23 protein-coding genes and 1 riboswitch are annotated in these 26,223 nt (G+C 73.0%); of the genes, 12 read left to right on the top strand and 11 right to left on the bottom strand.

Going from position 1 to position 26,223, the window contains the following annotated elements; translation table 11 throughout:
* Positions 1-333 precede the first annotated feature (333 nt).
* The 3 genes from AZE13_RS17405 to AZE13_RS17395 are packed head-to-tail and all read left to right on the top strand — an operon-like array spanning position 334 to position 5,353.
* Positions 334-1,344: an AAA family ATPase gene (locus AZE13_RS17405; protein ID WP_066932117.1), complete on the top strand. Its 1,011-nt coding sequence runs from the start codon at positions 334-336 to the stop codon at positions 1,342-1,344.
* Positions 1,344-2,942: a DUF58 domain-containing protein gene (locus AZE13_RS17400; RefSeq protein ID WP_066932702.1), complete on the top strand. Its 1,599-nt coding sequence runs from the start codon at positions 1,344-1,346 to the stop codon at positions 2,940-2,942. The genes AZE13_RS17405 and AZE13_RS17400 overlap by 1 nt, the downstream gene beginning before the upstream one ends.
* Entirely contained in the window at positions 2,939-5,353 is a 2,415-nt protein-coding gene (locus AZE13_RS17395) for a transglutaminaseTgpA domain-containing protein (protein WP_066932115.1), read from the top strand. Before AZE13_RS17400 ends, AZE13_RS17395 begins: the two co-directional genes overlap by 4 nt.
* 307 nt (positions 5,354-5,660) lie before the next feature.
* Here AZE13_RS17395 and AZE13_RS17390 read toward each other — a convergent pair whose 3' ends face one another.
* From AZE13_RS17390 to AZE13_RS17380, 3 genes are all read right to left on the bottom strand, one after another.
* Complete coding sequence (locus AZE13_RS17390) at positions 5,661-6,086, bottom strand: DUF3040 domain-containing protein (RefSeq protein WP_066932113.1); 426 nt, start codon at positions 6,084-6,086, stop codon at positions 5,661-5,663.
* A gap of 269 nt (positions 6,087-6,355) precedes the next feature.
* Complete coding sequence (locus AZE13_RS17385; protein ID WP_066932111.1) at positions 6,356-7,111, bottom strand: methyltransferase; 756 nt, start codon at positions 7,109-7,111, stop codon at positions 6,356-6,358.
* A 208-nt stretch (positions 7,112-7,319) separates the two neighbouring features.
* Entirely contained in the window at positions 7,320-7,805 is a 486-nt protein-coding gene (locus AZE13_RS17380; protein WP_066932109.1) for an SAV_6107 family HEPN domain-containing protein, read from the bottom strand.
* Between the two features lie 215 nt (positions 7,806-8,020).
* Between AZE13_RS17380 and AZE13_RS17375 the strand changes: the two genes are divergently transcribed.
* The 3 genes from AZE13_RS17375 to AZE13_RS17365 all read left to right on the top strand — a co-directional run bounded on the left by AZE13_RS17375 (position 8,021) and on the right by AZE13_RS17365 (position 11,316).
* On the top strand, positions 8,021-8,635 hold the full coding sequence (locus AZE13_RS17375; protein ID WP_066932698.1) for a TetR/AcrR family transcriptional regulator: 615 nt from the start codon (positions 8,021-8,023) through the stop codon (positions 8,633-8,635).
* A 383-nt stretch (positions 8,636-9,018) separates the two neighbouring features.
* Positions 9,019-9,642 (top strand): DUF4126 domain-containing protein, encoded by a 624-nt coding sequence (locus AZE13_RS17370; protein ID WP_066932106.1) that lies wholly within the window; start codon positions 9,019-9,021, stop codon positions 9,640-9,642.
* 153 nt (positions 9,643-9,795) lie between these two features.
* Entirely contained in the window at positions 9,796-11,316 is a 1,521-nt protein-coding gene (locus AZE13_RS17365) for a phytoene desaturase family protein (protein WP_079124099.1), read from the top strand.
* A gap of 126 nt (positions 11,317-11,442) precedes the next feature.
* Here AZE13_RS17365 and AZE13_RS39280 read toward each other — a convergent pair whose 3' ends face one another.
* From AZE13_RS39280 to AZE13_RS17340, 5 genes are all read right to left on the bottom strand, one after another.
* A complete protein-coding gene (locus tag AZE13_RS39280) occupies positions 11,443-12,792 on the bottom strand; it encodes a hypothetical protein (RefSeq protein WP_066932104.1) in 1,350 nt (449 codons plus the stop codon).
* A gap of 52 nt (positions 12,793-12,844) precedes the next feature.
* Complete coding sequence (gene metF / locus AZE13_RS17355) at positions 12,845-13,762, bottom strand: methylenetetrahydrofolate reductase [NAD(P)H] (protein ID WP_066932102.1); 918 nt, start codon at positions 13,760-13,762, stop codon at positions 12,845-12,847.
* Positions 13,763-13,886: 124 nt separating this feature from the next.
* On the bottom strand, positions 13,887-14,561 hold the full coding sequence (thiE, locus tag AZE13_RS17350) for a thiamine phosphate synthase (protein ID WP_066932100.1): 675 nt from the start codon (positions 14,559-14,561) through the stop codon (positions 13,887-13,889).
* A gap of 118 nt (positions 14,562-14,679) precedes the next feature.
* A complete protein-coding gene (locus tag AZE13_RS17345) occupies positions 14,680-15,045 on the bottom strand; it encodes an Rv2175c family DNA-binding protein (RefSeq protein WP_066932098.1) in 366 nt (121 codons plus the stop codon).
* 84 nt (positions 15,046-15,129) lie between these two features.
* Positions 15,130-16,395, bottom strand: coding sequence for an NAD(P)/FAD-dependent oxidoreductase (locus tag AZE13_RS17340; protein ID WP_066932096.1), 1,266 nt, complete (start codon positions 16,393-16,395; stop codon positions 15,130-15,132).
* 259 nt (positions 16,396-16,654) lie between these two features.
* A riboswitch (TPP riboswitch) is annotated at positions 16,655-16,767 on the top strand.
* Between the two features lie 144 nt (positions 16,768-16,911).
* Here AZE13_RS17340 and thiO point away from each other — a divergent pair.
* The 5 genes from thiO to AZE13_RS17315 all read left to right on the top strand — a co-directional run bounded on the left by thiO (position 16,912) and on the right by AZE13_RS17315 (position 22,556).
* Positions 16,912-18,174 carry a glycine oxidase ThiO gene (thiO, locus tag AZE13_RS17335; protein WP_066932093.1) on the top strand — a complete coding sequence of 421 codons (1,263 nt, stop codon included), beginning with the start codon at positions 16,912-16,914 and terminating at the stop codon, positions 18,172-18,174.
* Positions 18,175-18,182: 8 nt separating this feature from the next.
* The gene (gene thiS / locus AZE13_RS17330; RefSeq protein WP_258527851.1) at positions 18,183-18,404 is read left to right on the top strand and encodes a sulfur carrier protein ThiS; all 222 of its coding nucleotides are present in this window, start codon (positions 18,183-18,185) and stop codon (positions 18,402-18,404) included.
* Between the two features lie 48 nt (positions 18,405-18,452).
* A complete protein-coding gene (locus AZE13_RS17325; RefSeq protein ID WP_066932090.1) occupies positions 18,453-19,292 on the top strand; it encodes a thiazole synthase in 840 nt (279 codons plus the stop codon).
* Between the two features lie 68 nt (positions 19,293-19,360).
* Positions 19,361-21,358: a Stk1 family PASTA domain-containing Ser/Thr kinase gene (gene pknB / locus AZE13_RS17320; RefSeq protein ID WP_066932088.1), complete on the top strand. Its 1,998-nt coding sequence runs from the start codon at positions 19,361-19,363 to the stop codon at positions 21,356-21,358.
* A 298-nt stretch (positions 21,359-21,656) separates the two neighbouring features.
* Positions 21,657-22,556, top strand: coding sequence for a deoxyribonuclease IV (locus tag AZE13_RS17315; RefSeq protein WP_066932086.1), 900 nt, complete (start codon positions 21,657-21,659; stop codon positions 22,554-22,556).
* 281 nt (positions 22,557-22,837) lie between these two features.
* Here the strand turns inward: AZE13_RS17315 and AZE13_RS17310 are convergent, their stop codons facing one another.
* Positions 22,838-23,461 carry a sulfite oxidase-like oxidoreductase gene (locus tag AZE13_RS17310; RefSeq protein WP_066932084.1) on the bottom strand — a complete coding sequence of 208 codons (624 nt, stop codon included), beginning with the start codon at positions 23,459-23,461 and terminating at the stop codon, positions 22,838-22,840.
* Between the two features lie 156 nt (positions 23,462-23,617).
* Here AZE13_RS17310 and bfr point away from each other — a divergent pair, with 156 nt between their 5' ends.
* A complete protein-coding gene (gene bfr, locus AZE13_RS17305; RefSeq protein WP_066932082.1) occupies positions 23,618-24,094 on the top strand; it encodes a bacterioferritin in 477 nt (158 codons plus the stop codon).
* A gap of 205 nt (positions 24,095-24,299) precedes the next feature.
* On the opposite strand, the gene AZE13_RS17300 is transcribed toward bfr, so the two are convergent.
* Positions 24,300-24,587 (bottom strand): bacterioferritin-associated ferredoxin, encoded by a 288-nt coding sequence (locus tag AZE13_RS17300; RefSeq protein ID WP_066932080.1) that lies wholly within the window; start codon positions 24,585-24,587, stop codon positions 24,300-24,302.
* A gap of 257 nt (positions 24,588-24,844) precedes the next feature.
* Positions 24,845-26,194, bottom strand: a complete 1,350-nt coding sequence (locus AZE13_RS17295) for a class II 3-deoxy-7-phosphoheptulonate synthase (RefSeq protein ID WP_066932078.1) — start codon at positions 26,192-26,194, stop codon at positions 24,845-24,847.
* Positions 26,195-26,223 lie beyond the last annotated feature (29 nt).

The following is a 26,223-nucleotide window of genomic DNA, read 5'->3' as shown; positions in this document are numbered from 1 at the left end:
GGGGCCGGCCCGGCGAGCGTGACGGGCCGGCCCGCAACGCCGGGTTCGCCGAGGTCGCCGGGGAGATCGGCGCATAACATGGCGAGTTATCCACAGGCTATGACGCGAGGCCGCGCGGGCAGCAAGAATGCGTAGGTGACGCCGTCCCGGCCGTGGCCGGACGCGGCGCGCATTCGGGGAGGGGCCGGGTCCGCCATGGGGGGCGTCGGCCCCCAGCACGGGGCCGAGGAGGGCCGAGTGACGACGTATGACGAACGAGCCAGCCTTGGGGGTCCCCCGGCTCATGGGGGCAACCCCGCCCGAGCCGAGCCGGGCATGGGGGAGGAGCCGGGCATGGGGGACGGAGCCGGCGCGGGGGGCGATCTGATCACCACCGCGGAGCGAGTGCACCGGTCGGTGGAGAGCGTGATCGAGGGCAAGCCGGAGGTCGTCCGGCTCGCGCTGACCGTCCTGCTGGCGGAGGGCCATCTGCTCATAGAGGACGTGCCCGGCGTCGGCAAGACCATGCTCGCCAAGGCGCTGGCCCGCTCCGTCGACTGCTCGGTGCGGCGCATCCAGTTCACGCCCGACCTGCTGCCCTCCGACATCACCGGCGTCAGCGTCTTCGACCAGCAGCGGCGGGACTTCGAGTTCAAGCCCGGCGCGATCTTCTCCCAGATCGTCATCGGCGACGAGATCAACCGCGCCTCGCCCAAGACCCAGTCGGCGCTCCTGGAGTCCATGGAGGAGCGCCAGGTCACGATGGACGGGCAGACCTACGAACTGCCCAGCCCCTTCATGGTCGTCGCCACCCAGAACCCAGTCGAGATGGAGGGCACCTATCCGCTCCCCGAGGCGCAGCGGGACCGCTTCATGGCGCGGGTGTCGATCGGCTACCCCAGCCCGTCGGCCGAGCTGCGGATGCTGGACGTGCACGGCGGCGCCTCGCCCCTCGACGGCCTCCGGCCGGTGGCGCACGCCCACGAGATCGTGAAGCTGATCGACGTGGTGCGCGAGGTCCATGTCGCCGAAGCGGTGCGCCGCTACGCCGTCGATCTGGTGGCGGCCACCCGCGGCCACCCCGAGCTGCGGCTGGGCGCCTCACCACGGGCGACCCTGCATCTGCTGCGCGCCGCCAAGGCGTGCGCCGCGCTCCAGGGGCGGGAGTACGCCCTGCCGGACGATCTGCAGGCGCTGGCGGTGGCCGTGCTGGCGCACCGTCTGCTGCCCACCTCCCAGGCCCAGTTGAACCGCCGTACGGCCGAGCAGATCGTGCTGGAGATCCTGCGGCGCGTCCCGGTCCCCGACCCGTCCGCGCAGTCGTGGCGGACAGCCGGCCGGCCGCCCGGCGTCCGGGAGCTGTGATGACCGGCGGGGGGAGCGGGGCGGACGAGGGCACACCGGAGCGGGGCGGGCTGCGGACGGCCCTCGGGGGGCTGACGACACGGGGCAGGTCGTTCCTGGCGGCCGGGACGGCCGCCGCGGCGTGCTCGTACCTCCTCGGGCAGCCGGATCTGCTGCGGGTCGGGCTGCTGCTCGCCGCGCTGCCGCTGGTGTGCGTCCTGGTCCTGCACCGCACCCGCTACCGCGTCGCGGGCAGCCGTACGCTCTCCCCCGCCCGGGTGCCCGTGGGCGCCGAGTCCCGGGTCCGGCTGCGGGTGGAGAACATCTCCCGGCTGCCCACGGGCGTGCTGATGCTCCAGGACCGGGTGCCGTACGTCCTCGGGCCCCGGCCGCGCTTCGTCCTGGACCGCGTCGAGGCCGGCGGCCACCGCGAGGTCTCCTACCGCGTCCGCTCCGACCTGCGCGGCCGCTATCCGCTGGGTCCGCTGCAGCTGCGGCTGTCCGACCCGTTCGGCATGTGCCGGCTGACCCGTTCCTTCAGCGCCTTCGACACCCTGACGGTGGTGCCCCGGGTCGAGCCACTGCCGGCGGTCCGGCCGGGGGGCGAGGCCACGGCGTACGGCGAAGGGCGGCGGCACTCGCCGGCACTGGCCGGCGACGACGATGTCATCCCGCGCGGCTACCGGCACGGCGACGATCTGCGCCGGATCCACTGGCGGTCCACGGCGCGCCACGGAGAGCTGATGGTCCGCCGCGAGGAGCAGCCGCAGCAGGCCCGCTGCACGGTCCTGCTCGACACCCGCGACACCGCCCACCCCGGGAGCGGCCCCGACGCGGCCTTCGAATGGGCGGTGTCGGCCGCCGCCTCGACCGTGGTGCACCTGCTGGAGCGCGGCGTGTCGGTACGTCTGCTGACCGACACCGGCGACACCGTGCCGGGCCCGGACGTCACCGGTGGCTTCGCGAGCGGCACGACGTCCGCCGATGCCGTGGGCCTGGTGCTGGACACCCTCGCTGTCGTGGAGCACTCGGCGGAGGACGGGCTCTCGGCCGCGCACGACGTGCTGCGCGGCGGCGAAGGGCTGCTGGTGGCCTTCTTCGGCGATCTGGACGAGGAGCAGGCCGCGGTCGCCGGCCGGATGCGCCGCGGCAGTGGCGCGGCGATCGCCTTCGTCCTGGACGGCGACGCCTGGAGCCGGGGCCCCGGCGGCATCAGGTTCTCCGCCGGGCAGGTCCCGGTGGCGGAGCGGCTGCGGCTGCTGCGCAGGGCCGGCTGGACGGCCCTGCCGGTCCGGCCCGGCGATGCCCTCGCCGACCTGTGGCGGACGGCGGCGGACCGCCCGGGCGACGGGCCCGGCGGAGGCGACGGACCCGACCGGCGGCCCGGGAACCGCCCCGCGGCGGATGGCCTGGAGGCGGCCATGAAGAGGAGCGGGAACGGGAGCGTGGATGGGAACGTAGGCGGAAACGTGGGCGGAAACGTGGGCGGAAACGTGGACGCGACGGGCGTCCACGGGACGTACGGAGACGCGGCGTACGGGCACGCGGGGTACGGGGATGCGGCGTACGGGCACGCTGCGTACGGGCACGGCTCCAAGCCAAGCAAGGGTGCACTATGAGTGGCCGGGCGCGGCTGGCGCTGTGTGCGATGGCGGCCACTCTGTGTGCCGCCAGTGCGCTGCTGCCGCTGGTGAACCCGATCACCTGGATCTTCCAGGCGGCGGCGCTGCTGGCGGTCGTCACCGGCGTGGGCGCACTGGCCCGCCGGGCCCCGCTCTCCGCGCCGCTCACCATCGCCGCCCAGGTCCTGGTCGCCCTCCTGCTGGTGACCGTGCTCTTCACCCCGGCCGAGGCGATCCTCGGCCTGGTCCCGGGCCCGGACGCGATGGCGGAGTTCGGCCGGCTGCTGCAGAACGGCGTCCGGGACGTCGGCCGCTATGCCATCCCCGCCCCGCTCACCCCCGGTATCCGGCTGCTGCTGGTGGCGGGCGTCCTGGTCATCGGCCTGATCGTGGACGCGCTGGCGGTCACGTACCGCAGCGCCGCGCCCGCCGGGCTGCCACTGCTCGCGCTGTACTCGGTGGCGGCGGGGCTCTCCCGGGGCGGCGCGGGCTGGCTGTGGTTCCTGGTCGCGGCGGCCGGCTACCTGCTGCTCCTGCTGGCCGAGGGCCGGGACCGGCTCTCCCAGTGGGGCCGGGTGTTCGGCGGCGCCGACCGGCCGGGAGGCGGGCCGGGTTTCGCCGCCGGGGCCGCCGGGCCGGCGCTCGCCCCGGTACGTACGGGCCGCCGGATCGGCGCCCTGGTACTCGGCATCGCGGTGGCGGTGCCCGCCCTGCTGCCCTCCCTGGGCGGCGGGCTGATCGGGGGCCCCGGCGGCGGCCGCGGCCCGGGAGGCGGGGGCGGCACGATCTCCGCGGTCAACCCGCTGGTGTCGCTGCAGGACAGCCTCAACCAGCCCGAGGACCGGCAGGTCCTCAACTACCGCACCACGGCCGCCGACACCCGCGACCTGTACCTGCGGATAGTCGCCCTCGACCAGTTCGACGGCGTGGCGTGGAAACCGTCCGAGCGCACGGTCACCGACGTCCCCGAGCAGCTCCCGGAGCCGGCCGGTCTGAGCTCCGCGGTCGACCGCGACCGGATCACCACCTCCCTCTCCACCGCACCGTGGTACGCGCAGAACTGGCTGCCGCTCCCCTACCCGGCGTCCCGGGTGGACATCTCCGGCCGCTGGCGCTACGAACCCCAGGGCCGCACGCTCGTCGGCGACCGGGGGCAGAACACCCGTGGACTGCAATACCAGGTCGAGAGCCTGCAGGTGCGGCCCACCGCCCGGCAGCTGGCCGGTGCCCCGGCACCGCCCGAGGACCTGCTGCGCGAATACACCAAGGTCCCGGATTCGCTGCCCGCGGTCGTACGGACCACCGCCCGCGAGGTGACCCGGGGCGCGCGGACCGCGTACGCCAAGGCCGTCAAGCTCCAGGACTGGTTCGCGCTCGACGGCGGGTTCCGCTACGACACCGAGGTCGAGGCCGGCAGCGGTGCCGAGGCCATCACCCGGTTCCTCCGGGACAGGGAGGGTTTCTGCGTCCACTTCTCGTTCTCGATGGCGGCGATGGCCCGGACTCTGGGGATACCCGCCCGGGTCGCGGTCGGCTTCACCCCGGGCACCAGGCAGCCCGACGGCACGACGTCGGTCGGCCTCAGGGACGCGCATGCGTGGCCCGAGCTGTACTTCCAGGGCGTCGGCTGGACGCGTTTCGAGCCCACCCCGAGCCGGGGCAGTGTCCCGGACTACGCCTACCCCGACACCTCGGGCACGACCGATCCCAGCCGCCCGGCGCCCGCCCCCTCCCGGGCCGAGCCCCCCGAGGACAGCCCGTCGGCGGCTCCCTCCTGCGGCCCCGGTGAGCAGCGCTCCGGCACGTCGACGACGTGCGCAGCACTGCCCGCGGAGTCCGCCGCTCCGCCCACGGACGGCGGCCTGTCCCCCTGGGTGGTGGCCGCCCTCGCATCGGCCGCGCTGCTGCTCCTGCTGCTGCCCGCGGTCCCGCCGCTGTGGCGGCTGCGCCTGCGCTCCCGGCGGCTGGCGGGCGGCGGACCGGGCGGCGACACCACGACGGGCACTCTCGCCGTCTGGCAGGAGCTGCTCGACACCGCGTGGGACTTCGGCATCGCGCCGGACGAGTCGCTGACCCCGCGCGGGGCCGCCGAGCGGATCATTCGCATCGGCCAACTGCAACCCGGTCCCGCCGCCGCGGCACACCGCCTTGCGGCGGCGGTCGAGCAGGTCCTGTACGCCCCCCGGCCCCGGCCGGTGCCGGGCCTCGCCCAGGACGTCCGCCAGGTGCGGGTCGGCTTGCGCTCCGGCGCGCCCCGTTCCCTGCGCCTGCGCGCCACACTCGCCCCGCGCTCCGCCGCCCGCCTCCGCCGGTCCTGCTCCGCCCGCTGGACATCCCTGCTGCTCCGCTGCCGCACAAGCCGCCCCGCCACCGCGATACGCCGCGCCACCTCGGCCCTCCGGGCATAGCACCGGCGAACACCGGGCCACAGGAGTATCGGTGGAGTATCGGTACCGCCACCCCGGTCCCGCCTGTGATGTGCTGCGGCCGCCCGACAGGATCGGGCGGCCGCAGCACGCAGGAATCAAGGCAATTCCGAAGACGCCGGGACGCAAGCTGCCCGGCAGCCGAGCAGCCGGGTAGCGAGGCAGGGCGACGACAACGGACAACGAGAGTGGTGCGCGAGGACGACGGACAAGGGCGGAGAGGACGCCCAGGAACGGCTGGAAGCGGCTGGAAACGGCCAGGAACCGAGAGGGGGACGTGTGTCCGGGCTCAGTGGCCCTGCTGCTCGTCCCGGCGGCGCTGCCAGCGGTCCTCGATACGGTTCATCATCGAGCGGCGTTGCTTGGGCTGACGTGCCTGCACGCCTGCGCCACCGCCTGGCCCCGCGCCACCGCGCTGCTCACCGGCTCGCTGCTCACCGGGCTTGGGGGCCTTGCGCCAGCCGGTGACGGCCAGCACGGCACAGCCGAGCATGACGAGGAAGCCCACCACGCTGATCCAGATCTGCTGCGCGACCATTCCGGCCATGAGCAGGGCGATACCCACCAGGAAGCCCGCGACCGCTTGGTAGACCCGTCGCCGGGTGTACGTACGCAGCCCGCTTCCCTCAAGCGCTGTCGCGAACTTGGGATCTTCGGCGTACAGCGCTCGCTCCATCTGCTCGAGCATGCGCTGCTCGTGCTCCGAGAGCGGCACGGAGTCCTCCTACTCGTCGGTCGCGGGGGACGACCGGGATGCGACCCTTTCAGGATAAGCAGCGAATCGCCCCCGTGAAACCCGCCCCTCGACGCCAATCCACTGTCCAGGCCGCCGCGCCGGCCGGTGGTGATGGTGCCTGCATTCCCCACCCGCCGGTCCGTCATGCCGGGACGTCGTACCCCGATCATACGGGGAGAATCGGCTGATCGGGTGGCCTGGGGCCGACCGCACGCGGGGACCGGCGCGGGGACCGGGGTGCCGCGTGGTCAGTCGCGCTCGGCGAGCACGTGCAGCTGAGTGGCCACGGAGTGGAACGCGGGCTGCTCGGCGGCGGCCGCCTCCAGCTTCAGCAGCGCGTCCACGGCACCCGGCTCGGTGTCGACCAGCACGCCGGGAACCAGGTCGGCGAAGATCCGTACGCCGTGCACCGAGCCGACCTGCAGGCCGGTGGCGGAGACCAGGTCGGTGAGCTGGTCGGCGGTGAACCGGCGAGGCATCGGGTCACCCTCGCCCCAGCGTCCGGCGGGGTCGGTGAGGGCCCGGCGGGCCTCGGTGAAGTGGCCGGCGAGGGCACGGGCCAGCACCGCGCCGCCCAGGCCCGCGGCGAGCAGGCTGAGGGTGCCGGCCGGGCGCAGGGCGTCGACGGCGTTACGGACCCCCTCGGCCGGGTCGTCGACGTACTCCAGCACGCCGTGGCAGAGCACGGTGTCGTAGCCGCCGCGCTCGACGACGTCGAAGAGGCCGCGGGCGTCGCCCTGGACGCCGCGTACCCGGTCGGCGACGCCGGCCTCGGCGGCGCGGCGCTCCAGGGCGAAGAGCGCGTTGGGGCTGGGGTCGACAACGGTGACGCGGTGTCCGAGGCGGGCGACCGGCACGGCGAAGTTGCCGGTGCCGCCGCCGGTGTCGAGGACGTCCAGGGCGTCGCGCCCGGCCGCCTTGCCCCGGCGCTCCAGGGCGTCCTTGAGGACCTCCCAGACCACGGCGGTACGAAGGGATGCGCGCGGGCGCAGCAGGTCAGACACGGCGGGTGGCTCCTCGCGGGGGCATGAACATCCAGTTGCCCACCACCCTATTCCGTCCCGCGCCATCCGCCGATCGCGGAGCGGTCCGGGGAACCGTCCGAGGGAACGGGAGGCGCATGGCCGGGCACTCTTCCCCTTTCCTTCCCCTTCTCCCCGCGGGACCCCCGCTCCGTGCTTCCGGTCACGCCGCTCAACCCGCTCATCCCGCTCACCCCGCCCGCTGAGGCGGCAGGGACGGCTGGAGGAGCAGCATGCGCTCCGCCAGGCGCAGGAACAGCGCGGCGTCACGGAGGAGATCGTCGGCATCGCGGCGGCCGGCCGCGCCGGCTATGCCGGCCTCGGCCCTGGCGCGACGCCCGGCGCCGGCGGCGAACAGGGCGCTCCACTCGGCGAGTTCGGGAGCGACCTCGGGGAGGACCTCCCATGCACTGCGGATACGCTGCCGGCCGCGCGCGGTGGCCTCCGGCCGGCCGCGCACGGCCAGGACCGCGGCGGCGGTGCGCAGCGCGGCCAGATGCGCCGTGGCGAACCGCTCGTTGGGGGTTTCGAGATGCCGCGCTTCGTCGAGGCCCTGCTGGGCCTGGGCGAGCAGATCGAGGGCGGCGCGTGGTGCGGTCGCTCTGCGCAGGACGGGGTGGACATCGCTCGGGGGACCGTACGCAGCGGAGCTGCCCCGGTGGGGACGAGCTGCCATGACGAACCTCCTGTCGTCGCATGCCGGTTCGGGGCCGAACGGCGATTCAGGATCGAATGCCGATCCGGACCGTTGCCCCCATCGTGAGGCACGCCACTGACAATCGGTCCTGACCTGCACGTCGGCGCGCGAGGCGGCGGCGGGCGGCGGCCACGGCAGCCGGACGACGAGGAGCTGTGCACACACGCTCCGCGGTGACCGGCACAATCACCCACATGGACAGCTCCACTACACGCCGCGACGCCACCCGGCGCAAGCTCTTCGAGGCCGCGGTCACGCTCATCGCCGAACAGGGCTTCTCGTCCACCACCGTGGACGAGATCGCCGAGCGGGCGGGCGTCGCGAAGGGCACCGTCTACTACAACTTCGCGAGCAAGAACGTCCTCTTCGAGGAGTTGCTGCGGCACGGCATCGAGCTGCTGGCGACCTCCTTGCAGACGGCCTCGGAGGAGGTCGCCGCGCGCGGCGGCGGCCGGATCGACGCGCTGGACGCGATGATCCGGGCCGGCCTGGACTTCATCTCCCGCTACCCGGCGCTCACCCAGCTGTACGTCGCCGAGCTGTGGCGCACGAACCGGGCCTGGCAGTCGACGCTGATGGTGGTGCGCGGACGGGCCATCACGGTGGTGGAGGACGTGCTGCGGGAGGCAGTGGCCGACGGGGAGCTGAGCGAGGAGATCGACATCCCGCTGACCGCCTCGGCGCTGTTCGGGATGGTGCTGGTGGCCGCCCTGGACTGGCAGTCGTACCAGCCGGACCGGTCCATCGACGAGGTGCACGCCGCGCTGTCGAGGCTCTTGCAGGGGCGGGTCAGCGGCCGCCCCTCGTAGGGCCCTCACGGCCGGGCAGCGGCCGGGTACCGGGGGGCGCGCTCTCATGGGCCCGCGCCGGAAAACCGCGAAGAAAGCGCGCTGCCCTGGCGCGGATCGTTCCCCCATCGATCCGACCAGGACAGCGCTTCCCCCGTGCTCCCCCGTACTCCCCCGTGGAGCCCCCGTACTTCCCCCGTGCTCCCCCGTCACGGACGGGAACCGCGCCGTTCCGCCGCCCCGTGCCGGCGGTGCGGTGCCGCTTCCCTTCCGTGGCTCCCACTCTTCCGTCCGGGCCGCTGCCGGCCCATCCGCGTACCTACTCATCTGGGCGTCTGAGTACGGATACTCAAACCTGAGCACCGGGCACCAAGAGGGCCGCGGCGCGGCCTACGATCTCCGTCGTGTCCGTACTTCCTTTGGTCTTCACCAGTGGCTGGGCGAGCGGGATCAACGCCTATGCCGTGGTCCTGCTCTTCGGTGTGCTCGGCGTGACCGGTGTCAGCGACGAGGTGCCGGCGGCGCTGCAGCGCCCCGATGTGCTGATCGTGGCCGGGGTGCTCTTCCTGTGCGAGGCGGTCGCCGACAAGGTCCCCTATGTGGATTCGGTCTGGGACGCCGTGCACACGGTGATCCGGCCGGTCGCCGGCGGGGTGGTGGCGGCGCTGCTCGCCGGGCACCAGGGCTCGCTGCCCGAGCTGGCGGCGGGTGCCGTGGGCGGCTCCACGGCGCTGCTGAGCCACCTGGTCAAGGCGGGTATGCGGATCGCGGTGAACACCTCGCCGGAGCCTGCCAGCAACATCGTGGTGAGCGTCCTCGAGGACCTGGGCGTCGCCGGGATCATCGCCTTCGCGGTCTTCCATCCCGTGGCCGCCGCGGTCATCGCGGGCGTACTACTGGCCGCCGGCATCACGCTGGTGATCGTGCTGTGGTCGCGGATCCGCCGGTACCTGCGGCGCCGTCGGGCGCGGCGGGCGGAGAAGCGGTCGGCCGCGGTCGGCGGAGCCACGGTGCCACCGACGGGCTGAGGCCGCGCACACGGGGCGGTACCGGACGAGGCCGGACAGGGCAGGGCCGGGCGGTACCAGGCCGGGCGGTACCGGACCAGGCCGGGCCGGGGGCCGGTACCGGACCAGGCCTCCGGGCGGGCGTTGTCAGTGGCGCCGGATAAAGTCGCAGGCATGGCACGGATTGCGGTGATCGGCGCTGGGATGGGCGCCATGGCGGCCGCCGCCCGGCTGGCCGTCGCGGGCCACCGGGTGGCGGTGTTCGAGCGCGGCGCGACGCATGGCGGCGGGGTGCGGCGGCTGGCGCGGGACGGCTTCACGTTCGACACCGGCCCGGGTCTGCTGCATCTGCCGGCGGTGTACCGCGATCTGTTCGTCAAGACCGGCCGGGAGCCCCTGGAGAGCTGCGTAGAGATGGCGCAGGTCGATCCGGCGAGCCGTCATGTCTTCGCCGACGGGACGGCGGTCTCGCTGCCCAACGCCTCGCGCGCCGGTGTCCTCACGGCGCTGGACGAGGCGCTGGGCGCCGGTGCCGGTGAGCGCTGGAGCGCGCTGGTGGGCCGGGCCCGCGAGGCCTGGGACGCCACCCGCCGGCCGCTCCTGGAGGAGCCGCTGTGGCAGGACTGGCGGGTGCTGGGGCGCGATCCGTACCCCGCTGTGCACCGGCGGCGCGCGCTGTTCGGCCGGAGCAAGCGGCCCACGACCGCCACGCTCGCCGAGGTCGCCCGCCGTGAGCTGGCCGAACCCCGGCTGGTGGCGCTGCTGGAGAGCCACGCGCTGGCGTACGGCTTCGACCCGCGCGGCGCCCCGGCGAGCGCGGCGGTCCTGCCGTACATGGAGCAGACCTTCGGGAGCTGGTACGTCCGCGGCGGAGTGCGGGCGCTGGCCGACGCGCTGTACGAGCGCTGCCTGGCCCGGAAGGTCGAGTTCGGCTTCGGTGCCGAGGTGACCGGGATCGTCGAGAAGGCCGGCCGGGCGGCGGGCGTCGAACTGGCCGACGGGCGGGTTCATGAGGCGGAGTTCGTGGTCGCGGGGGTGGATCCGGCCCGGCTGCCGGCGCTCCTCGCGGGACGGCAGCCGTATGGGGAGGACGATGTGCGGCCGCAGGACGGCCCCGGCCAGGGGGCGGCGGGACGGCTCACGGTCTGTCTGGCGCTGCGCGGGGCCCAGGAGCCGGGCGCGGCGCATCGGACCGTCGTCCATGCGGCGGACCGCGCCGCGGAGCTGGCGGGCGTGTTCGGGGACGGTCCCGGTCCGCGGACGCCGTGCGCGCGGCCGACGGTGACGGTGCTGCGCCCGGACGACCCCACCACCCGGCCGGACGAGGGCCATGAGGCCGTGACGCTGACCGCGACGGTGGCCCCGCAGGGCCCGGTGGACTGGCGGGAGGCTGCCACTGCCGAGGCGGCGGCGGACCGGCTGACCGAGGTCGCCGAGGCGGCGGTCCCGGGGCTGCGGGAGCGGATGCTGTGGCGGGAGGTTCTGCCGCCCGCGGACAGCGGTGCGGCGGCGGGGCCGGCACTGGCGGGCCGGGACGGCCGCTTCCTGCGGCCCGGCAACCGCACGCGCATACCGGGGCTCTACGCGGTCGGCGGCCGGTCGCATCCGGGCGGCGGGCCGGCGCATGCGGGGATGTCCGGCGCCCTGGTCGCAGGCCTGATCGTGAACGGCGACGACTGGCACGGCTCCACGTAACGACCACTGGGCGGCCACTGGACGCCACTGGCAGGGCTCTCCACGCAGACACGTGGAACGGCCCTGCGTTGGCTAGAACGGCCCTGCGGTGAGTAGAACGGCCCTGCGTCGGGCGGCCCGCGCAGCTCAGTAGCGGTACTGCTGCCCGTCGTAGCCCTGCTGCTGGTACGGCGGGTAGGGCGGCTGCTCGGGCGGGATGTCACCATCGCGCTGCTGGGGGACCCAGGAGCCGCCGGGCGCCGTCTCCCCGTAGCCCTGGCCGGGGCTCTGGTCGAGCGGTCCGCCCTGGCCCCCGTAGGGGTCCGCTCCGTAGGGCGCCTGGGTGTACGGGTCAGGCTGTGCGTAGGAGCCGTGCTGCGCGTAGGAGTCGTACGGCGCGGTGTGCTGCGGGGTGTCGGTGTACGGGTCGGCGTACGCCGACTGCTGCTCCCGGCCGTCGCCGTACGCCGCGTAGGGGTCGGCGTAGGCGTCCTCACCGGCCGCGGGCCGACCGTAACTTCCCCCGTATACATAGCCGTTGCCGTCACCCCCCGAGCCGCCGGCGCCTTCGGCGGCCGTGCTGCTGCCGTAGCCGTCGTGGTCCGGATAGCCGGTCCGCAGGCCGCGGGCGTCGGTGCTGTAGATGCCGTACTGGCCGGTCTCCTCGGGCAGCGGCTCCGGGGCGTAGACGGCGGTGGCGTCGGCCCGCGCCGGGGAGCCCCCGCTTGCGGTGGACAGCGCGTCGTACGGTGCGTCGTAGGGCGGCATGGGGAAGGCCTGGGTGGCGAAGACGCTCTGGTCCTGCGGGTCCTCGTACGGGTCCTGACCGCGGTGGGTGCCGCTCGTCCGCTGGTCGCCGGACTGGTGGCCGTAGGCGCCCTGACCGGCGTAGGTGCCCTCACCGGCGTAGGTGCCCTGGTCCGCGAAACCGCCGTCGCCCCGGAAACCCCCATCGCCCCCGAAGCCACCGTCGCCCGCGTAACCGCCATTGCCCGCGAAACCGCCGTCGTTCCGGAAGCCCCCGGTGCTCTCGAAGGTGTCCTGACCGGCGGCCTCCGGCCCGAAGGGACCGGCGGCGTCCGGCCCGAAGGCGTCCTGGCCGCCCCCGCCGGGGCCCGGGCCCGAGGCGCCGACGGGCGCGTCGCCGGCCGGTACCGGCTCGACCTCCGAAACCTGGAGGATCGGTTCGGCGGCGGCGGGCGGGGCGGACGGCCGGGCCCGGCGGCGCCGGCTCTCGCCGGGCTTGCCCCCCAGGGCCCAGCCGGTGGTGAAGCCGCGCTTGAAGGAGAGCGTCACCAGGGTCTGGCCGGTGGCGAAGGCGATCAGGCCCACCCCGATCACGATCACCGAGGGGATGATGACGCCGACGACCACACCGAGGAAGCCGGTGAAGGCGAGCAGCCGCCAGCGCAGCCGGGCCTTGTACTGGAGCAGCACCTCACCCAGCAGCCACAGGGCGACCAGGCCGAACGCGATATAGAGGATCGTCCAGCCCATATCCGCCCCTACTTCCGCCGCTCGCCGGCCAACCGTGACCGGCCAACCGTGATCAGGACCGCTGGTGCAGTCCCAGATTCTTGTAGATCTCCAGGGTCGCCGTGGAGTGGTTCAGGGTAATGAAGTGCAACCCGGGAACGTCCTCGGCCATCAAACGCGCGCACAGGTCCGTGGCGTACTCGATGCCAATGGAGCGTACCGCCGCCGGATCGTCCTTGACGGCGAGGATCCGCTCGGCGAGCTCGGGCGGGAAGGCGGCGTTGCTGAGCTGCGCGAACCGCTCGATCTGGCGCACGTTGGTGACCGGCATGATCTCCGGAATGATCGGTGTCGGGCAACCTGCGGCCCGGACCCGGTCCCGCAGCCGGAAGTAGTCCTCCGGGTAGAAGAACATCTGGGTGATCGCGAAGTCCGCGCCGGCCCGGCACTTGTTGACGAAGTGGGCCACATCGGTGTCCCAGTCCGTCGAGCGCGGGTGCATCTCGGGGAAGGCGGCGACGCCGACGCAGAAGTCACCGGACTCCTTGATCAGCTCGACCAGGTCGGCGGCGTAGCCGAGGCCGTCGGGGTGTTTGACCCATTCGCCCATGGGGTCGCCGGGCGGGTCGCCGCGCAGCGCGAGCATGTTGCGGATCCCGGCGTCGGCGTACTGGCCGATGATGTTGCGCAGTTCCGCCGTGGAGTGGTTGACCGCGGTCAGGTGGGCGACCGGAGTGAGGGTGGTGTCGGTGGCGATGCGCTCGGTGGCGCGTACCGTGCCGTCACGGGAGGTGCCGCCGGCGCCGTACGTCACGGAGACGAAGGTCGGGGCGACGGCCTCGATCCGGCGAATGGCGTTCCACAGGGTCCGCTCGCCCTTCTCGGTCTTCGGGGCGGCGAACTCGAATGAGTAGGACTGCTTGCCTGAGGCGAGCAGTTCGCGCACCGTGTGCGCGCGATCAGTCCTGGTGGAAGCTGTACCTAGGGCCATACCGGCAGGTTAACCAGCGGCCGGGCACACACCAACCGGCTTCGACGTAATGCCTGGTTGATCCGCTTCCTTGTCCACTGGCTGGACATCTCCCGGCCCATGGCGCCGTCACCAGGCCAGATCTCTAGGTGTGCCAGGTGCGGATGCGCCGGGACAGGGCGGCGGCCGCGGCGGCCGGGTCGTCGGCGTCCGTGATGGCCCGGACCACCACGACGCGGCGGGCACCGGCCTCCAGCACCTCGTCCAGATTGCCGGCGTCGATTCCGCCGATGGCGAACCAGGGGCGTTCGGGAGCGCGCTTCGCGGCGTAACGGACCAGGTCGAGGCCGGGAGCATGACGGCCCGGTTTGGTGGGCGTGGGCCAGCACGGGCCGGTGCAGAAGTAGTCCACGCCGGCTGCGGCGATCGCGGCGTCCACCTCGGCCTCGGCATGGGTGGAGCGGCCTATGAGGACGTCCGGGCCGAGGATGGCGCGGGCGGCCGGGACCGGCAGATCCCCCTGCCCGAGGTGCAGCACCTCGCTGCCGATGGCATGGGCGACATCCGCGCGGTCGTTCACCGCGAGCAGGGTGCCGTGCCGGCGGCAGGCGTCCGCGAACACCTCCAGGTGCCTCAGCTCCTCGCCGGCCTCCATGCCCTTGTCGCGCAGCTGGACGATGTCCACGCCCGAGGAGAGCACCGCGTCGAGGAACTGCGGGAGGTCGCCCTGGGCCGTTCGGGCGTCCGTGCAGAGGTAGAGGCGGGCGTCGGACAGGGCCTGTCGTGCGGTGGTCGTCGGGGCCTGTCGTGCGGTGGTCATCGGGCGGAACCCCCCAGGTCGGGGGTGCACGGACCGGGCCTTCCGGTCCGTACACCCCTCGGATGTGGTCACGAATGGCGGTGCGGTCGCGTTTCCGGAGTGCGCCGCACCGTGCGGGTCAGACGGCGAGCGCCTGGGCCCGGCGCTTCACCTCCGTGCCGCGGTTCTCGCGCAGCGCCTGCGCCGGGGTACCGGGCAGGGTCTCATCCGCGGTGAACAGCCACTCCAGCATCTCCTCGTCGGTGAAGCCGTCGTCCTTGAGGAGCGTGAGCGTACCGACGAGGCCCTTGACCACCTTGTCGTCCTTGATGAAATCGGCGGGCACCTGGAGCGCCCTGTTCTCGCCGCGGCGCACCGCGATCAGCTGGCCCTCCTTGACCAGCTGTCGCACGCGGGTCACCTCGACGCCGAGCTGTTCGGCGATGTCAGGGAGGGTGAGCCAGGCGGGGACGAGTCCATCGATCTTTGCGTCAATCTCGGTCACAGGACAAGCCTGCCACCTCGCACTGACAGTCGGTAGCCGGGCATCGCCATCAGGGGCGGTGGGCACCCCGGAGAGTGACCACGGCTACCGGACGGCGTCCTTCAGCGGTACGGCCGCGTCCGCCGCCTGGTCCCGGTCGAGGAGTGCGCCCCGCTCGATCAGCTTGCGGCCCTGGGCGAGGTCCCGCGGCCGCCCCACCGCCAGCAGCGCGACCAGGCGTCCGCCCGCCCGTCGCCCGCCACCGCCCCGATCCGGCTCCGCTTCGCCCGGGCCCGCTTCGCCCGGGCCCCCTTCGCCGCGCAGCCAGAGCACCGACCAGGCGGCGGTGTCCGGATCACCGCGCCGGACCAGTTCGTCGGCGTCCCCGTGATGGCCGGCGTACTGCACGAACCGGCCGAACTGCTCGGACCAGAAGTACGGCACGGGGTCGTAGACCGCTCCCCCGGCCTCGCCCCGGGTGATGGTCCCGGCGACCGCCCGGGGGCCCTGCAGTGCGTTGTCCCAGTGGTGGACCAGCAGACGGGTGCCGTAACGGGCGGACGGGAAGGAAGCGCAGTCGCCGACCGCGTACACATCGGGAGCGGAGGTGCGCAGCCGCTCGTCGGCGAGCACGGAGCCGTCCTCGGGCGAGATCTCCACGCCGGAGCCGGCCAGCCAGGCGGTGGCGGGCCGGGCGCCGATCCCGACGACCACGGCATCGGCGGGCAGCGTGGTGCCGTCCGCGAGAGTGACCGCCCCGGCGGTGACGGAGGCGACCCGGGCGCCGGTCCGCAGCTCGGCACCGGTGTCCGCGTACCAGGCGGTCATCCGGTCGGCGACCTCGGCGGGCAGCGCACCGGCCAGCGGCCGGTCGGCGGCCTCGACGACGGTGACCGCGCAGCCGGCCTCGCGCGCCGCGGTCGCGAACTCGGCGCCGATCCAGCCGGCCCCGACGACCACGATGCGGCGCCGGGCGGCGAGCACCGGCCGCAGCCGCTCGGCGTCGTCGAGGGTGCGGAGCAGGTGGACGCCGGGCAGACCCTCGCTGCCGGGCAGCGTGATCGGGACGGCGCCGGTGGCGATCACCGCGTGGTCGTAGCGGACCGGGCCCTCGGCCGTCTCCACCCGGTGGTCGTCCGGCACCAGAGCCGTCACCCGGCAGCCGAGGCGGAGGTCGATGCCGAGCCCGGCGAAGTCCACGTCGAAGGCGGAGCCGTCGGCCTTGCCCAGCAGCACCGACTTGGACAGCGGGGGCCGGTCGTAGGGCTGGTGGGGCTCGTCGCCGAACAGAGTGATCTCGCCGCGCCAGCCCTGTTCGCGCAGCGCGACCGCGGTCTGCACCCCCGCGATTCCGGCGCCGACGATCACCACCCGCGGCGGCTGGTCCGGGGACGGGGAGGGCGTGCTCCGGCCAGTGCTCGGACCACTGCGCTGCTCGCTGCTCTGCTCGCTCACCCGATCACTCTAGGCCGGTGCGCCGGACCGCTCACGCGGCACGCAAGGAGATCTCTGACACACCGTCACGCCCCTGCCGCGGGGCGCGGAACCGTATCCCGCACGCCGGGGCGCCCGCACGCGCCCCCGGACGTCGCCTTACGACACCTCGCGCCCCCGTACTAGGGTGACGGGCACACGCACTCGCGGGAGCCCGGACGCACCGGGCTGAGAGGGAGGCTGACCGGCCTCCGACCGTACGAACCTGATCCGGGTCATGCCGGCGAAGGGAGGGGCTGAACGCCCATGCATCCACTTGCAACCGCACCTGCAACCGCACCTGCCGTCACGGTCACACCGTCCACCGGGCAGCCGCCTGCGGTGACAGCCACACCGTCCGACGCACAGCCGCCTGCGGTGACCGTCACACCGTCCGCGGCACAGCCGCCTGCGGTGACTGTCACACCAGCCACCACCGCACCACCGCCGTCCGTGAGCGGGCACCCCGATGTGCTCGTCATCGGGGGCGGCGTCATCGGCCTGGTCACCGCCTGGCGGGCGGCCGGCCGCGGACTGACCGTCGCGCTGGCCGACCCCGCGCCCGGTGGCGGCGCCACGTATGTCGCCGCCGGGATGCTGGCCGCGGTCACCGAGCTCCACTACGGCGAGCAGACCCTGCTGGGCCTCAACCTCGTCTCGGCACGCCGCTACCCGCGGTTCGCCGAGGAGCTGGAGGAGGCGAGCGGGCAGCGGATCGGCTACCGGCGGTGCGGCACCCTGGCCGTCGCGCTGGACGCCGACGACCGCGCCCACCTGCGCGAACTGCACGCCCTCCAGGTCCGCTCAGGCCTAGACTCGCAGTGGCTCACCGGCCGCGAGTGCCGCCGTCTGGAGCCGATACTGGCCCCCGGTGTACGCGGCGGCCTGCGGGTCGACGGCGACCACCAGGCCGACCCCCGGCGGCTGGCGAGCGCCCTGCTGACGGCCTGTGAGCGGGCCGGGGTGGTCTTCCACCGGAGCCGGGCCGAGCGGCTGATGGTCGACGGCGGCCGCGCGTCGGGCGCCCGGCTCGCCGACGGCACACGGGTACCGGCCGGGCAGACCGTACTGGCCGCGGGGAGCCACAGCGGCCGGCTGGCCGGTGTGCCCGAGGAGCTGCGGTCGTTGGTGCGGCCGGTCAAGGGCCAGGTGCTGCGGCTGCGGCTGCCGGACGTGCCTCCCGGTTCCCCCGCCTTCCTGTCACGCACCGTACGGGCCGTCGTCCGCGGCAACCCCCTCTACCTGGTGCCGAGGGAGAACGGCGAACTGGTCGTCGGGGCCACCAGCGAGGAGCTGGGCTGGGACACCACGGTCACCGCCGGCGGGGTCTACGAGCTGCTGCGGGACGCCCATGAACTGGTCCCCGGCATCACCGAGCTGCCGCTCGTGGAGAGCTGTGCCGGGCTGCGCCCCGGCTCCCCCGACAACGCCCCGCTCCTCGGGCCGGCCGAACTGCCCGGCCTCCATCTGGCCACCGGCCACTTCCGCAACGGTGTGCTGCTGACGCCGGTCACCGGTGAGGCGATGGCCGAGGTGCTGGCCACCGGGAGCCTGCCCGAGGAGGCCCGTCCCTTCACCCCCGCGCGCTTCTCCCCCACGCCCGAACGGCTCGGGGGCACCCCCGTCACCGCTCCGGGGACCGAGCGCCCCCGCTTCCTGGAGGAACAGTCCGTATGAGTTCCCGCGTGAGTCCCCCTCTCCCCGCCCTGTCGGTGTCCGTCAACGGCGAGCCCCGCGAGATCCCCGGCGGGCTCACCCTCGACCGGCTGGTCGCGACGCTGTCCACGGCGCCCTCCGGGGTGGCCGCGGCGGTGAACGATGTCGTCGTACCGCGCGCCCAGTGGTCCGCCACCCCGCTCGGCGACGGCGACCGCGTCGAGGTACTGACCGCGGTCCAGGGAGGCTGACCCTCCGATATGCCCGATAAGACTCTGCCCGATATGGCTGATACAACGATGTCCGATGCGGCGATCTCCCCGGGGACGGTCCCCGCGCCCTCCGCGGCCCCCGACCCCCTCACCCTCGCCGGCACCGCCTTCACCTCCCGCCTGATCATGGGCACCGGCGGCGCGCCCAGCCTCGACGTCCTCGAACGCGCCCTGCTCGCCTCCGGCACGGAGCTGACGACCGTGGCCATGCGGCGCCTGGATCCGACCGTGCGCGGCTCGGTGCTGTCCGTACTGGAACGGCACAGCATCCGCGTGCTGCCCAATACGGCGGGCTGCTTCACGGCGGGCGAGGCGGTGCTGACCGCCCGGCTCGCCCGGGAGGCGCTCGGCACGGACTGGGTCAAGCTGGAGGTCGTCGCCGACGAGCGCACCCTGCTGCCGGATCCCGTCGAGCTGCTGGACGCCGCCGAGACGCTGGTGGACGACGGTTTCACGGTGCTGCCCTACACGAACGACGACCCCGTGCTGGCCCGCAAGCTGGAGGACGTGGGCTGCGCCGCGATCATGCCGCTGGGCTCGCCGATCGGCTCCGGCCTGGGCATCCGCAACCCGCACAACTTCCAGCTGATCACCGAACGGGCCGGTGTCCCGGTCATCCTGGACGCCGGCGCGGGCACCGCCTCGGACGCCGCCCTCGCCATGGAGCTGGGCTGCGCGGCGGTGATGCTGGCGTCCGCGGTGACCCGCGCCCAGGAACCGGAACTGATGGCCGGCGCGATGCGCCAGGCGGTGGCGGCCGGCCGCCTGGCATACCGGGCGGGGCGAATTCCCCGTCGCCATTTCGCGGTGGCGTCCTCACCGGCGGAAGGAGTGGCCGACCTCGACCCCGAACGGCCCGCCTTCTAGCCCCGTGTAAGCGCTGCCACCTCCGGCCACTACGGCGCCACGGCGACCTACGAATAGACTCCCCTTCCGTGGATACGACGCTCCAAGACCCCCTCGTGGGCCGACTGCTCGACGGCAGGTACCACGTCCAGGCGCGCATCGCCGCGGGCGGGATGGCCACGGTCTACCGGGCCGTGGACACCCGTCTCGACCGTGTGCTCGCGCTGAAGGTGATGCACCCCGGCCTGGCCACGGACGGGGCGTTCGTGGAGCGCTTCATCCGGGAGGCGAAGTCGGTCGCGCGGCTGGCGCACCCGAATGTGGTGGGCGTCTTCGACCAGGGCACGGACGGGACGTACGTCTATCTGGCGATGGAGTACGTCGCCGGCTGCACGCTGCGCGACGTGCTGCGCGAGCGGGGCGCGCTGCAGCCGCGGGCCGCGCTGGACATCCTGGAGCCGATACTGGCCGCCCTGGGCGCCGCACACCGCGCGGGGCTGGTGCACCGGGACATGAAGCCGGAGAACGTGCTGATCGGCGACGACGGCCGGGTCAAGGTCGCCGACTTCGGCCTGGTGCGTGCGGTGGACACCAACACCACCGCGACGACCGGCTCCGTCCTGGGGACCGTCTCGTATCTGGCGCCCGAGCAGCTGGAGCACGGCACCGCGGACGCCCGGGTCGACGTCTACGCCTGTGGCGTGGTGCTCTACGAGATGCTGACCGGCGGCAAGCCGCATACCGGCGGCTCGGTGGCACAGGTGCTCTACCAGCATCTGCACGAGGACGTGCTGCCGCCCTCCGGGCTGGTGCCCGGGCTCGCGCCCCAGCTGGACGCCCTGGCAGCGCTGGCCACCGCCCGCGATCCGCAGCAGCGCGCGCAGGACGCGGTGGCACTGCTGTCCTCGGCGCGGGAGGCCCGTGCCGGGCTCACCGACGAGCAGCTGGACGTGGTACCGCCGCAGGCCAGGGAGGTGCCCGCGGACGGCCCCGGTGCCGCGGGGGCGGGCGACGGGTCGGAGCCCACGGACGTGATACCGCGACAGCTGCCGCTGCCCGGGACGGACGAGGCCGAGCTGAACCGCACCAGCGTGCTGGAGGTGCCGCCGGCGGAGCAGACGACCCGGCTGCGCCCGCCGCCCGCTTCCCCGGCCTCCCCTGTCTCCCCTGCCTCCCCGGCGGCTCTCGGCGGGCTGCTGCAGCGGCACCGGCTGGCCACCGTCATCGCGGCTGTTCTGCTGGTCCTCGGGGTGGGCACGGGGGTCTGGTACATCAGCGCCGGGCAGTTCACCAGCGTTCCGGCGGTACTGGACATGCCGCAGGCCACGGCCGAGAAGACACTGCGGGACGCGGGGCTGGGGGCCAAGGTCGAGCGTGACTTCAGCGCCAACGTGGCGCGCGGTCATGTGATGCGTACCGAGCCGGGGACCGGTCAGCGGATCCGTGGTACGGGCACGGTGACGATCGTGATCTCCCGCGGTCCGGAGATCGTCGGCGTCCCGGACCTGTCGGGCACACCGCTCGCGGACGCCAAGCGCAGGCTGCGCGACCACGGTCTGGTGCCGGGCACGGTGAGCCGGGAGTTCAGCGATGAGGTCGCCAAGGGGTCGGTGATCCGTACGGACCCGGTGGCGGGCAGCAAGCGGCAGCCCGATACGGCGGTGGCACTGACCGTCAGCCGGGGTTCCGCGGTCCAGGTGCCGAGTGTGATCGGCAGCGGCCGCGCGGACGCCGAGGCCACGCTGCGCGCGGCCGGCTTCCAGGTGCGGTTCGCGGACCAGCCGGTCTTCGCGCCGCAGGACAAGGGCACCGTGGCCCGGCAGAGCCCGGGTGCGGACGGCAGGCTCGGCAAGGGCGAGACGGTCACGCTGACGCTGTCGAAGGGCCCGGAGATGGTCACCGTCCCGGACGTCACCGGCAAGCACACCGAGGACGCGAAGCGGGAGCTGACCGCGCTCGGTTTCCGGGTCGAGGTGCGGAAGCCGTGGCTCTTCCCCCAGGACGAGGTCGACTCGCAGTCGGTCGAGGCCGGCCAGCAGGCACCGAAGGGCGGCACGATCACCATCAAGCTCAAGGGCGCTCTCTAGCCCCCCGCCGCCCCCAGGCCCTCCGCCGTCACCCAGGCTCGAAGGAGACCTCTCCCCCTGCCGCCACGCCCACCCTGTGTAGTCACGGCTAGCCCACCCTGTGTGTCGTCACGGCTAGCCCACCCCGTGTCGTCACGGCATCGCGAGACTCCGGGAATACCTCCCACCCCCATCCGGTTGTGGCCCCGCAGGGGGCCCTCGCTCCCCTTAGGGGATCTGTTCGACCGCCCCCTAGGGGGACCCCAGGAACCACCGGGTGCCCCGGCAGCCGCCGTCAGGGGCCTGGCACCCTGGGAGGGTGAGCAGATCCCCCTTCCCCGAGGGCGCCGAGCAGCGCGCCCGTGCCCGTAATCCGGTCGGTGGCCATGTGCCGGTGGCCGGCGGTCTGGCGAAGACCGGTATTCCGTACGCCCGCGAGATGGGTGACGAGGCCGTGCAGGTCTTCGTCGCGAACCCGCGTGGCTGGGCGACGTTGCCGGGCAGCCCCGGGCAGGACGAGGCGTTCCGGGCGGCCTGTGCGGAGCAGGGGATGCCGGTGTACGTCCACGCTCCCTATCTGATCAACTTCGGCTCGCACACCGGGGAGACGGTCGACAAGTCGGTCGCCTCGCTGCGCCATTCACTGCGGCGCGGCCGGGAGATCGGCGCACTCGGGGTGGTGGTGCACACCGGGTCGGCGACCGGCGGCCGGCCCCGGGACGTGGCGATGGCGCAGGTCAGAGAGCGGATGCGGCCGTTGCTCGACGAGCTGGAACACCCCGATGACCCCTGGCTGCTGCTGGAGCCCACGGCGGGGCAGGGCGCGTCACTGTGCGCGCGGGCCGAGGACCTCGGGCCGTACTTCGACGCGCTGGACCGGCATCCGAAGCTCGGGGTGTGCCTCGACACCTGTCACGCGTTCGCGGCCGGGCACGACATGGCGGCGCCGGGCGGGACGAAGGCGCTGCTGGACGAGTTGGTGGAGGTCACCGGCGCGGGACGGCTGAGGCTGATCCATGCCAATGACTCCAAGGACGTGGTGGGCGCCCACAAGGACCGGCACGAGAACATCGGCGCGGGTCACATCGGTGCCGAAGCGTTCGCGGAGCTCTTCACGCACCCGGCGACGGACGGGGTGCCGCTGATCGTGGAGACGCCGGGCGGCAAGGAAGGGCATGCGGCGGACGTGGCCCGCCTCAAGCAGCTGCGAGGTCGCTGAGGCCCGACCCGTAGGGGACGCTCGAACAGATCCCGTAGGGGTCACGAGGCCCCCCTGCGGGTCCACAACGCGGCGGGGGCGGGAGGTATTCCGATCTCCGGGAGGTATTTCGCCCCCGGCAAGTACTCCGAACCCCCGGGAGGCATTCCGACCCTGGCAAGTACTCCGAACCTCGGGAGGTATTCCGACCCCGGGCAGGCATTCCGAACCCGGGCAGGCATTCCGAACCCGGCAGGTATTCCGTACCCCGGCGAGGGGCGGCGTCCGGCTGGAGGCCCTCGCTAGAGCTCGGGGCCCTCGCCGGGCTCCTCCTGGTAGGAGTAGCGCTGTTCACTCCACGGGTCGCCGAGGTTGTGGTAGCCGCGCTCCTCCCAGAAGCCGCGGCGGTCGGCCCGCATGTATTCGATGCCGCGGACCCATTTGGGGCCCTTCCAGGCGTACAGGTGCGGGACGATCAGGCGGACCGGGAAGCCGTGCTCGGCGGTGAGCAGTTCGCCGGAGCGGTGGGTGGCGAAGATGCACTTCTCCGCGGCGAAATCCGCGAGCCGCAGATTCGAGCTGAAGCCGTATTCGGCCCACACCATGACATGGGTGGCATCCGGCGCGGGCGGCGCGAGATCCAGGATGGTCTTGGTGAGCACCCCGCCCCATTCGGCCCCCAGCATGCTGAATTTCGTCACGCAGTGCATATCGGCGACGACCGTGGCATACGGCAGTGCCGTGAATTCCTCGTGCGACCAGCAGCGCTTCTCGCCGTCCGCGGTAGCGCCGAAGACCCGGAACTCCCAGCGTTCGGCGCGGAACTTCGGCACCGGACCGTAGTGCGTCACCGGCCAGCCCCGCTGGAGCCGCTGCCCCGGAGGCAGCTGAGGATGCTCCTTTTCGCGGCTTTCCGGCTGACCCATGCCCCCATGTTGTCAGACCGGCAGGGGTGCCGATGACCAGGGATGGAGCGAATCAGACAACTCGTACTAAGCGTGAACTTACTGGACGTCTCGCTCCGCCCGGTGCGAGGATGCGCGGCACCTGCCCAGTTACTCGCGTGGAAGGAGCCCGCAGCCATGCAGGGCGACCCCGAGGTCCTCGAATTCCTCAATGAGCAGCTGACCGCCGAGCTGACCGCGATCAACCAGTACTTCCTGCACGCCAAGATGCAGGAGAACTTCGGCTGGACGAAGCTCGCGAAGTACACCCGCGCCGAATCCTTCGACGAGATGAAGCACGCGGAGGTGCTCACCGACCGGATTCTCTTCCTCGACGGCCTGCCGAACTACCAGCGGCTGTTCCACGTACGGGTCGGCCAGACGGTCACCGAGATGTTCCAGGCCGACCGGCAGATCGAGGTCGAGGCCATCGACCGGCTCAAGCGCGGGATCGAGCTGATGCGCAACAAGGGCGACATCACCTCGGCGAACATCTTCGAGAGCATCCTCGCGGACGAGGAGCACCACATCGACTACCTCGACACCCAGCTGGAGCTGGTCGACAAGCTCGGCGAAGCGCTCTACATCGCCCAGGTGATCGAGCAGCCGAGCTGAGCGACGACGCACACGATGGCCGCGACGGCGGGACCCGGCAGCACACCCCTGGGAACACCCCTGGGAACACCCCTGGGGACAACATCCCGGCTCCCCCCGGCGGCTCCCCGGACACCCCCGGCGACTCCCCGGGCCGCCCGGAAGGCTACGACCCCGACGGCTACGGCCCTGAGGGTTACGACTCCGAGGGCTACGGCCCTGGGGGCTACGCGGCCTCCGAGAGCGCCGCGGGCGCCTCTGCGCCCACCTCCGCGCCCCGCGGCCCGAGCGGTGCCGCACCCTCCGGCGCCAGCGGGTCGGACGCGCCCTGGTCGATGAGTTCGCGGCGGGGGCAGCTGCCCCGGCCGAGCAGCGCCTGGATTCGGCGCACACAGTTGCCGCAGTCGGTGCCGGCCTTACAGGCGGAGGCGATCTGACGAGGCGTGCAGGCGCCGGATTCCGCGTGCTCGCGGACCTGCTGCTCGGTGATCCCGAAGCAAGAGCAGACGTACACGCGGTGTCACCTCTTCGGAGCGGCTCGGGGAGGGATCTTCCAGGACTCGTTGATCTGTCGACCTGTCGATCTGTCGATCAGAGACTCACCGATCAGGCCGGCTGATCTTGAGTGAGGTTACCCTTACCTTACCTGGCCCGGAGCGGGGTCTCAACGCCCGGCCGCCCCGGACAGCACAGTGGGGCGCGGATCACAGGATCCACGCCCCACTCTCACTCCCGTCTCACTCCCGCTCGGCCACTCCGCTCAGCCGACGGTCACTGGTCGCGGTACATCTCCGCCACCAGGAACGCCAGGTCCAGCGACTGGCTGCGGTTGAGCCGCGGGTCGCAGGCGGTCTCGTAGCGCTGGTGCAGGTCGTCGACGAAGATCTCGTCGCCGCCGCCCACGCACTCGGTGACATCGTCGCCGGTCAGCTCGACGTGGATGCCGCCCGGGTGGGTGCCGAGGCTCTTGTGGACCTCGAAGAAGCCCTTGACCTCGTCCAGCACATCGTCGAAGCGCCGGGTCTTGTGGCCGGAGGCCGCCTCGAAGGTGTTGCCGTGCATCGGGTCGCTGATCCAGGCGACCTGCGCACCGGAGGCGGTGACCTTCTCGACCAGCTCGGGGAGCTTGTCGCGGATCTTGTCGGCACCCATGCGGGTGATGAAGGTCAGCCGGCCCGGCTCACGGTCCGGGTCGAGGCGGTCGATCAGCGTGAGCGCGTCCTCGGGCGTGGTCGTCGGGCCGAGCTTGACGCCGATCGGGTTGCGGATGCGCGAGGCGAACTCGATGTGGGCCCCGTCCAGCTGACGGGTGCGCTCGCCGATCCAGACCATGTGGCCGGAGACGTCGTAGAGGTTGCCGGTTCGCGAGTCGACGCGGGTCAGCGACGACTCGTAGTCCAGGATCAGCGCCTCGTGCGAGGAGAAGAACTCGACCGTCTTGAACTCCTCCGGGTCCACCCCGCAGGCGTTCATGAAGTTCATCGCACGGTCGATCTCGCGGGCCAGCGCCTCGTAGCGCTGCCCGGACGGCGAGGACTTCACGAAGTCCTGGTTCCAGGCGTGCACCTGGCGCAGGTCGGCGTAGCCGCCGGTGGTGAAGGCGCGCACGAGGTTGAGGGTCGCCGCGGAGGCGTGGTACATGCGCTTCAGCCGCTGCGGGTCCGGGATCCGGGCCTCGGGGGTGAACTCGAAGCCGTTGACGGAGTCGCCGCGGTAGGTCGGCAGGGTCACCCCGTCACGGGTCTCGGTGGGCTTGGAGCGCGGCTTGCTGTACTGGCCGGCGATCCGTCCGACCTTGACCACCGGGACGGACCCGGCGTAGGTCAGGACGGCGCCCATCTGCAGCAGCGTCTTGAGCTTGTTCCGGATGTGCTCGGCGGACACGGCGTCGAAGGCCTCCGCGCAGTCGCCGCCCTGAAGCAGGAACGCCTCACCACGGGCGACGGCTCCCAGACGCTCGCGCAGCTGGTCGCACTCACCCGCGAAGACGAGCGGCGGATAGGACTCCAGCTCCGCGATCACATCGCGCAGAGCCTCTTGGTCCGGCCAGTCAGGCTGCTGCGCCGCGGGCAGGTCTCGCCAGGTGTTGCCACCGGCGTGGGTTTCAGCGTTCACGGTCACACAGCCAACATTACGGGGTCTTGACAGGG

Origin of the sequence: Streptomyces sp. NBRC 110611, from assembly GCF_001590865.1 — a bacterium.
Taxonomy (GTDB): domain Bacteria; phylum Actinomycetota; class Actinomycetes; order Streptomycetales; family Streptomycetaceae; genus Streptomyces.
The sequence above is the reverse complement of the archived record's forward strand: the minus strand, read 5'-3'. Positions and strand labels throughout refer to the sequence as shown.